The 6,686-nt window shown below is 60.8% G+C and carries 6 protein-coding genes; all 6 read right to left on the bottom strand.

What is annotated here, in order from left to right:
- Positions 1–111: 111 nt before the first annotated feature.
- The 6 genes from NW840_RS04115 to ychF all read right to left on the bottom strand — a co-directional run bounded on the left by NW840_RS04115 (position 112) and on the right by ychF (position 6,384).
- Complete coding sequence (locus tag NW840_RS04115) at positions 112–1,251, bottom strand: glucose-6-phosphate dehydrogenase assembly protein OpcA (RefSeq protein WP_414342551.1); 1,140 nt, start codon at positions 1,249–1,251, stop codon at positions 112–114.
- 130 nt (positions 1,252–1,381) lie between these two features.
- The gene (locus NW840_RS04110; protein WP_414342549.1) at positions 1,382–2,980 is read right to left on the bottom strand and encodes a glucose-6-phosphate isomerase; all 1,599 of its coding nucleotides are present in this window, start codon (positions 2,978–2,980) and stop codon (positions 1,382–1,384) included.
- A 46-nt stretch (positions 2,981–3,026) separates the two neighbouring features.
- Complete coding sequence (gene folK / locus NW840_RS04105; protein ID WP_414342548.1) at positions 3,027–3,533, bottom strand: 2-amino-4-hydroxy-6-hydroxymethyldihydropteridine diphosphokinase; 507 nt, start codon at positions 3,531–3,533, stop codon at positions 3,027–3,029.
- Positions 3,530–3,895 carry a dihydroneopterin aldolase gene (gene folB, locus NW840_RS04100; protein WP_414342547.1) on the bottom strand — a complete coding sequence of 122 codons (366 nt, stop codon included), beginning with the start codon at positions 3,893–3,895 and terminating at the stop codon, positions 3,530–3,532. Before folB ends, folK begins: the two co-directional genes overlap by 4 nt.
- Entirely contained in the window at positions 3,882–4,751 is an 870-nt protein-coding gene (gene folP / locus NW840_RS04095) for a dihydropteroate synthase (protein ID WP_414342546.1), read from the bottom strand. Before folP ends, folB begins: the two co-directional genes overlap by 14 nt.
- A 541-nt stretch (positions 4,752–5,292) precedes the next feature.
- The gene (ychF, locus tag NW840_RS04090) at positions 5,293–6,384 is read right to left on the bottom strand and encodes a redox-regulated ATPase YchF (protein WP_011434459.1); all 1,092 of its coding nucleotides are present in this window, start codon (positions 6,382–6,384) and stop codon (positions 5,293–5,295) included.
- Positions 6,385–6,686 lie beyond the last annotated feature (302 nt).

Raw genomic sequence — 6,686 nt, 5'->3', positions numbered from 1 at the left:
TCGCGTCAGCGGGACGGAGTCCTTGAAGCCCGCACTCTCTCGCTTTAGCGGCGCGGAGCGCTTTGCATCAGCATGAGTGCGGGAGTATGTCACTTAAACCAGAAGCAGATCTCAGCTTTTGCCCAGCTTCAGCATCTGATCCACCACCCCTAGGGTTTCTTCGTAGAGGTAGTCGGGGCCAAGCCGCTGCAACTCGGCAGCCAGCAGGGTGTCGAGGGAGTCCTGCTCCAGGGGAGCCACCTGGCGAACCACACATCTCTGAGCGCCCCCCATGGCTTCCATGCGCATACACCCTGTGATTTCGGAGCACAGCACGGTACAGGCGTCGGCTTCTTGGTTGCTGGAGGTGAGGCGCAGCCCGATGAGATCCCCCGGCTGGCTGATTTCCGAGGCCAAGGGCACAGCGGCCAGTTCTGCCATCACCTCGCCGCCCATTTGGGTTTGAAAGCGGATGCGGTCAATCTTGTAATCGTGTTCTTGAGCCTGAACCCGCTCTGTGGGAGTCCATCCCAGGCGACCGGCCAGCCAGCCCAGGAAAAGGAACGCCTGGCAGGGATTGCCGGCTTTGTAGTCGAGGTTCACGCGATCTACGAGGTATAGGGACTCCCGCCGGTCGGGAGGGTCAAAGGCTTGGGCGGTGAGTTCCTGCCAAGGCAGCAGCCGCCGCCAGTTGAGATCCCCACAGTGGCGCCCCTCACCCACCAAGAGGTGGATTTCCTGCAGATCTTCTTCTGGATTGACAAAGCCCCGTGAATCGACGATGACCCGGTTGCTCAGAGCCACCAATTTTTGAAACAGCAAGCTGTTCAAATCTAGATCCCCTTGCCACCACAAAAAGGTGGGCAAGTTGGGGATCAGCAGCGAGGCAACGGTGCTGCAGGCCCGCACAAAGGCCGATTCGGGCGCTTTCAGGGTGATGTATTCGCAACAGACCAACGAGCTGCGCTGCTCGCGGGTCACCGGGCAATAGGCGGCCACCTGGGCCTCGATGGCGTCGTCTGCAGATCCCTCTCGTTTGGCTCGCAGGTCAATGACGCGACAGGGGTTTTGGGTGGCGATGGCCTCGACGGTGGGAGAAGGTAGCAACAGCGCATCGTCCAGAGATTCGTACACCACCAGGGTAAAGGTGGCAGCGCGGGCGGCAACGCTCTCTCCTTTGGAAGACCAGATCTTGTTCAGCTCCCGCTCAATATCTTCGATGGAGACATCTTTCGGAGTCTGTAAGGGTAGGACGGCAGCAGATTGATCCATAGTCTCCTCCTGGAGTGGACTCTTGCTCGATTCTAGGCAGGGGGGTCGGCTGGCCGGGAAGGGCTTAAGGCGAGGTACAGATTGACCAACTCAAGCCTGCTCTCCGCACTTGCTCCAGGAAACTCGAGGCTCAAGCAGGCCGAGGCTGGATGTTCAGCTCCAAGGGGCGGGCGGGATCCCCTGTCAACAGGACTCCGCGGCCATTGGCGTGTAGGTGCCGCACAATCCAGTACAGGGTTTCTATGCGCTCCGGGCAGCCCAGTTTCTCTGCCAGTTGGGGCAAAGTCAGGGATCCCTGGTGCTCCTGCACCGTCTCTAGCAATCGCCGTTGCAGCTCCAAGACGGCGCTGGCGGCTTTTTTGCCTGCTTCCACCCCCGGTTGATGGTAGGCGTTGATCTGGATTAGGGAGGCATAGAGGCCCACGGCTCGTTCGTAGAGGGCAATCAAGGCCCCCACCGAGCGGGCATCTACCCGTGGCAGCGTCACGGTAATGGAGTCGCGACCGTTTTCGTAGAGAGCCTGGCGGGTGCCCTGCAGCAGGCCGTTCAGGTAGTCGCCACTGGTCACCTGCGGCTCCACGAAGGGGGAAGGGATCCCAGGCTCCCGATCCTGAAGCACCTCGATGAAGGTGACAAAGAAGTTGTTCAAGCCATCCCGCAACTGCTGGACGTAAGCATGTTGGTCGGTGGTGCCCTTGTTGCCGTAAACGGCGATGCCCTGCTCCACGCGGTTGCCGTTTAGATCGTGGGATTTGCCCAGGGATTCCATCACCAACTGTTGTAAGTAACGGCTAAACAGCAGCAGGCGATCCTTGTAGGGCAAAACCACCATGTCCTTGCGCCCTTGCCCTTGACCGACGATGTACCAGGCCATGGCCAGCAGAGCGGCGGGATTGCGCTCCAGGTGGGGCAGGCGGGTGGCCTCATCCATGGTGGCTGCCCCGGCCAGCAAAGCCCGGATATCAATGCCCTGCAACGCTGCCGGCAACAGGCCCACCGGGGACGTTTCGGAGGTGCGCCCCCCCACCCAGTCGAAGATGGGGAAGACCTCCAACCACCCCTCCTGCCGCGCCTGCTGCTCCAATTGGCTGCCGGGGCCGGTGATGGCCACCGCATGGGCAGAAAAAGGGATCCCGGCTTTTTGGTAGGCCAGCTTCACCTCCACCAAGCCATTGCGGGGCTCTGGGGTGCCGCCGGATTTGGAGGTGGTGATCACCAGGGTTTGCCCCAGTTGGTCTGCCAGCCGCCCCAGCACCCGGTCAAACCCGTCGGGATCCGTGTTGTCGATGAAGTGGATATTCAGAGGGGGGTGCAGCGGAGCCAGGGCCTCCGCCACAAATTGCGGCCCCAGAGCTGAGCCGCCAATGCCGATGCAGAGCAGCTCGGTGAACCGTCCCCCCCCGCTGGCCGGGATGGTTCCGCGATGGATCTTTTCGGCAAAGGTTTCCACTCGCTCAATGGAATCCTGAATGGCCTGCCGGATTTCAGGGGTGGGAGCCAGCTCGGGCGCCCGCAGCCAATAGTGGCCCACCTGGCGGCCTTCGTCGGGGTTGGCAATGGCTCCTGCCTCCAAAGCCTGCATATCGGCAAAAGCCTGGGCAAAGCGAGGCCGTAGCGCTTCCACCTGAGGGGGAGTGAAACGGATGCGGCTGATATCGACGAAAATCTCCAGGCCGGGATGGTAGTAAAGCCAATCGCAGTAGCGCTGCCAGAGTTGGAGGCTGTCCATGGGATCCCTTTTGCCGAAATCCCTAACCAGCTTACCAAACTCTTTCTTACTCCCAGCCGAGGGTCGTGCGCTCCAGCCAGGACTGATCCAAACTGATGAGTGCCTCTTTGACCCCCACACCGGTCTCAGGGTGACGCCAGTCGGGAGCGATCTCCCCCAAGGGAGCTAAGACAAAAGCACGTTCCATCATGCGGGGGTGGGGCAACGTCAGCTCAGGGCTGTTCAGGATGCGGCTGCCCATGGCCAGCAGATCCAAATCCAGGGTTCTGGCCTCCCAGCGGATGCGCCGCACCCGTCCTGCCTCCTGCTCGATGGCCAGCAGCGCCCCGAGCAACTCCAGGGGAGACCGGTAGGGGGGAAAGGGATCCAAGGCCACCACTGCATTGAGGTAATCAGGCTGTCCGGGTGGCCCCCCTTGGGCTGGGCTGCGGTAGAGACTGGAACGGGCCGCCACCTCTCCCAGCTGGGGCAGCTTCTGCACAGCCAGGCGCAACTGCTGCAGCGGATCCCCCAAGTTGCTTCCCAGGGCAATGTAGGCCAGGTCGGGATTCATACAGATCGGCGACGGTCGATCTCTACGTAAACATCATCGAACAGCCCCGGCAGGGGAGCTTGGGGCTTGTGAACCCGCACGGTCAGGGCCTCCAGCTGGGGATAGCTCTGCCACAGCCGCTCTGCAATCTGGTCTGCCAAGGTCTCGACCAAGCGGCGGCGCTGGCCGGTCACCTCCTGCCGCACCCTCTCGTACACCTGGGCGTAGTCCACCGTGCGCGAGAGGTCATCTTGGATCTCGGCTAGGGAAAGCCGCATCTCCACGTCCACCACAAAACGCCCACCCAAAACCGCTTCCTCCGGGCAGTGGCCGTGATAAGCATGAAAGACGAGGCCCTGGAGCACCAGCCTACCCTGCATCATGGTGCAGAGCTTCCCAAGTGGCGAGGGCGGAGACATGAGCCGGCACGTTGTGAACCCGTACCAGGGCAGCCCCCCGGCTGGCTGCAAACAGGTGCACGGCCACGCTGGCGCTGTCTCGCTCGCTGGGCACGGCAATGCCGGAAAGCTTACCCACAAAACTTTTGCGGGAGGCCCCCACCAAGACCGGGTAGCCGTAGGCCACCAGCCGCGGTAGGGCTTTAAGCAGGACTACATTCTGCTCGGCAGTTTTGGCAAAGCCTAAGCCCGGATCCAAAACAACGCTGGGCACGCCCGCCGCCAGAGCCCGCTCCGCCTGTTCCCTGAGGAAACCGAAAACCTCCCCCTCCAGGTCAGCATAGTCGGTCTGCTGCTGCATGGTGCGCGGCTCTCCCCGCATGTGCATGATCACCGCCGGCACCCCCTTTTCGGCACAGACCTGTATCATTTGGGGATCCCGCAGCCCGCTGACATCGTTGATGATGTGCGCCCCGGCAGCCAAAGCCGCAGCCGCCACCTCCGTTCTGCGTGTATCGACGCTGATGGGGATCCCGGATCCTTCCAGGGCCCGGATCACGGGCAAGACTCGGTCGCATTCCACCTCCACCGATACCGGCTCCGCTCCCGGACGGGTGGACTCGCCGCCAATATCCACGATCAAGGCCCCTGCCGCTGCCATGGCTTTGGCTGCCTGCACAGCCGCTTCTGCAGATCCCCACTGGCCGCCATCGCTAAAGCTGTCGGGTGTTACGTTGAGCACCCCCATCACCCCAACGCCCCGCCAAGAAAGACGGTAGCCCTCTGGCGTCTGTTCTGCCCCAGGCAGAGGACGTCGGGAGATCAAGCTGGTAACACCCATAACCGCTGCAGGCTGCCGTGTTGCAAAAGCAGGGGGAAAAGTCTCCCACTGCCTAGGATGGTATTGCCGTCAATCCCAAGGCTGGCGCAAGCCCAACAGGATTCTACAAAATTTTTTACAACGTCCTTACAGAGCCACGATTGGTGAAAGGCTGCCCCTGCCGGCTCAAGCGCAAGGAATGGCCCCCGCCGACAGAGGAAGCTCTCCCGCTCTGGCTAGAACATGATGTCGTCTTCCGAACGACCCCAAATACACCAAATGATAGAGGCAAAGATTGCCATGTAAACCCAGGCCATCGGGCCGTATTGCAGCAGATCCATCAATACATCCCTAAAACATTTGTTTATCTAGTCCAATTATTGTGATGTTTCGTTACAGCGTCAACCGTTTTCTTAGGAAAAGGCCCCCTCTCAGACCCAGCCGGAGCTGCGCTGGGATCCCTTGTCCAGGGCGGGTTAAGTCTTTTTGCCTAAAGACAGGGAGCAAGTCTTCAGTTTCTGAGAAAACCCAGCTTGCCTGAGAGATGCAGGAGGATAGGGAACTAGACATTGAAGCGGAAGTGCATCACGTCCCCTTCCTGGACGACGTAGTCTTTGCCTTCGCTGCGCAGCAGGCCCTTTTCTTTGGCGGCATTCAGGGATCCCGCCGCCACCAGATCGGCATAGGCCACCGTCTCGGCCCGGATGAAGCCCCGCTCAAAATCGGAGTGGATCACCCCGGCTGCCTGAGGGGCTGTGGCGCCGACTGGAATCGTCCAAGCGCGGGTTTCTTTGGGGCCAGAGGTAAAGTAGGTGCGCAAGCCCAACAGCTCGTAGGTGGCTCGGATGAGAGATTTCAGCCCGCCCTCTTTTACCCCTAACGAATCCAGATAGGCCTGTCGCTCGTCGGGGGGCAGCTCCACCAGTTCCGCCTCCACCTGGGCTGAGACCACCACCACACCTGCCCCTTCCGCCTCGGCAAATTGCCGCACCTGCTCCACCCAGGCATTGCCGCTGGCCAGATCCGTTTCCGCCACATTGGCGGCGTAGATGACTTTTTTGCGGGTGAGCAGCCCCAACCCTTTGATCAACTGCTCTTCTTCTGGGCTGAGGGGTACCAGGCGAGCCGGCTTGCCCTCGTCCAAGGCAGCCTGTAATTGTTCCAGAGCCTGCAACTCCAGTTGGGCGGTTTTGTCGGACTTTGCCTGCTTGCGCACCCGCTCTATGCGCCGCTCGATCTGGGCCAAATCCGCCAAGGCTAGCTCCAAGTTGATCACCCCGATATCCCGCAAGGGATCCACCGAACCCGCCACATGCACAATGTTCTCGTCTTGGAAGCAGCGCACCACGTGCACCACGGCGTCCACCTGGCGAATGTGGGAGAGAAACTGGTTGCCCAGACCCTCCCCCTTGCTGGCTCCAGCCACCAGCCCGGCAATATCCACAAACTCGATTTGGCTGGGGATGATCTCGGCAGAACCGCTGATCTTGGCCAGCACCTGCAAGCGCTCGTCGGGCACCGCCACCCGCCCCACATTCGGCTCAATGGTGCAGAAGGGAAAGTTGGCCGCCTCGGCTTTGGCATTTTCACAGAGGGCGTTGAACAAGGTAGATTTGCCTACGTTGGGCAGGCCGACAATTCCAGCTCTCAACATCCAGATCTTGGGGAAAAAGCCAAAAACCAGGGTAACGGGATCCCTTGCCCAGCGGAAAGATCCCTACTCTGACGTTAGCATTTGCCGCCCCTTTCCCAACCGGTGGATCCGCTCCCAAGCGCTCCGCGCCGCCAACGCCACCACCCTCGGCTCCTCTCCCAAGAGAACTGTATTTTTTGTCAGCTGCACAGTGTTGGGCAGCTGAGGTCTTTTGACATCCTCCCCGGCCTTTAGGCCGGAGATTCCTACCACGCTACGCATGGATGGCTCCTTGCGCAGTCGTCTCGGCGGGTTCCTGCTTC

It is taken from the genome of Synechococcus sp. R5-13 (genome assembly GCF_047462015.1).
GTDB lineage: Bacteria > Cyanobacteriota > Cyanobacteriia > Thermostichales > Thermostichaceae > Thermostichus.
Note: the sequence above shows the minus strand (reverse complement) of the source record. Positions and strands in the feature narration are given on the sequence as shown.

Excerpts from the sequence above, each read along its gene's own strand:
- folB (WP_414342547.1), bottom strand. The coding sequence starts at position 3,895 with ATGATGCAGGGTAGGCTGGTGCTCCAGGGCCTCGTCTTTCATGCTTAT.
- NW840_RS04115 (WP_414342551.1), bottom strand. The coding sequence starts at position 1,251 with ATGGATCAATCTGCTGCCGTCCTACCCTTACAGACTCCGAAAGATGTC.
- ychF (WP_011434459.1), bottom strand. The coding sequence starts at position 6,384 with ATGTTGAGAGCTGGAATTGTCGGCCTGCCCAACGTAGGCAAATCTACC.
- folP (WP_414342546.1), bottom strand. The coding sequence starts at position 4,751 with ATGGGTGTTACCAGCTTGATCTCCCGACGTCCTCTGCCTGGGGCAGAA.
- NW840_RS04110 (WP_414342549.1), bottom strand. The coding sequence starts at position 2,980 with ATGGACAGCCTCCAACTCTGGCAGCGCTACTGCGATTGGCTTTACTAC.
- folK (WP_414342548.1), bottom strand. The coding sequence starts at position 3,533 with ATGAATCCCGACCTGGCCTACATTGCCCTGGGAAGCAACTTGGGGGAT.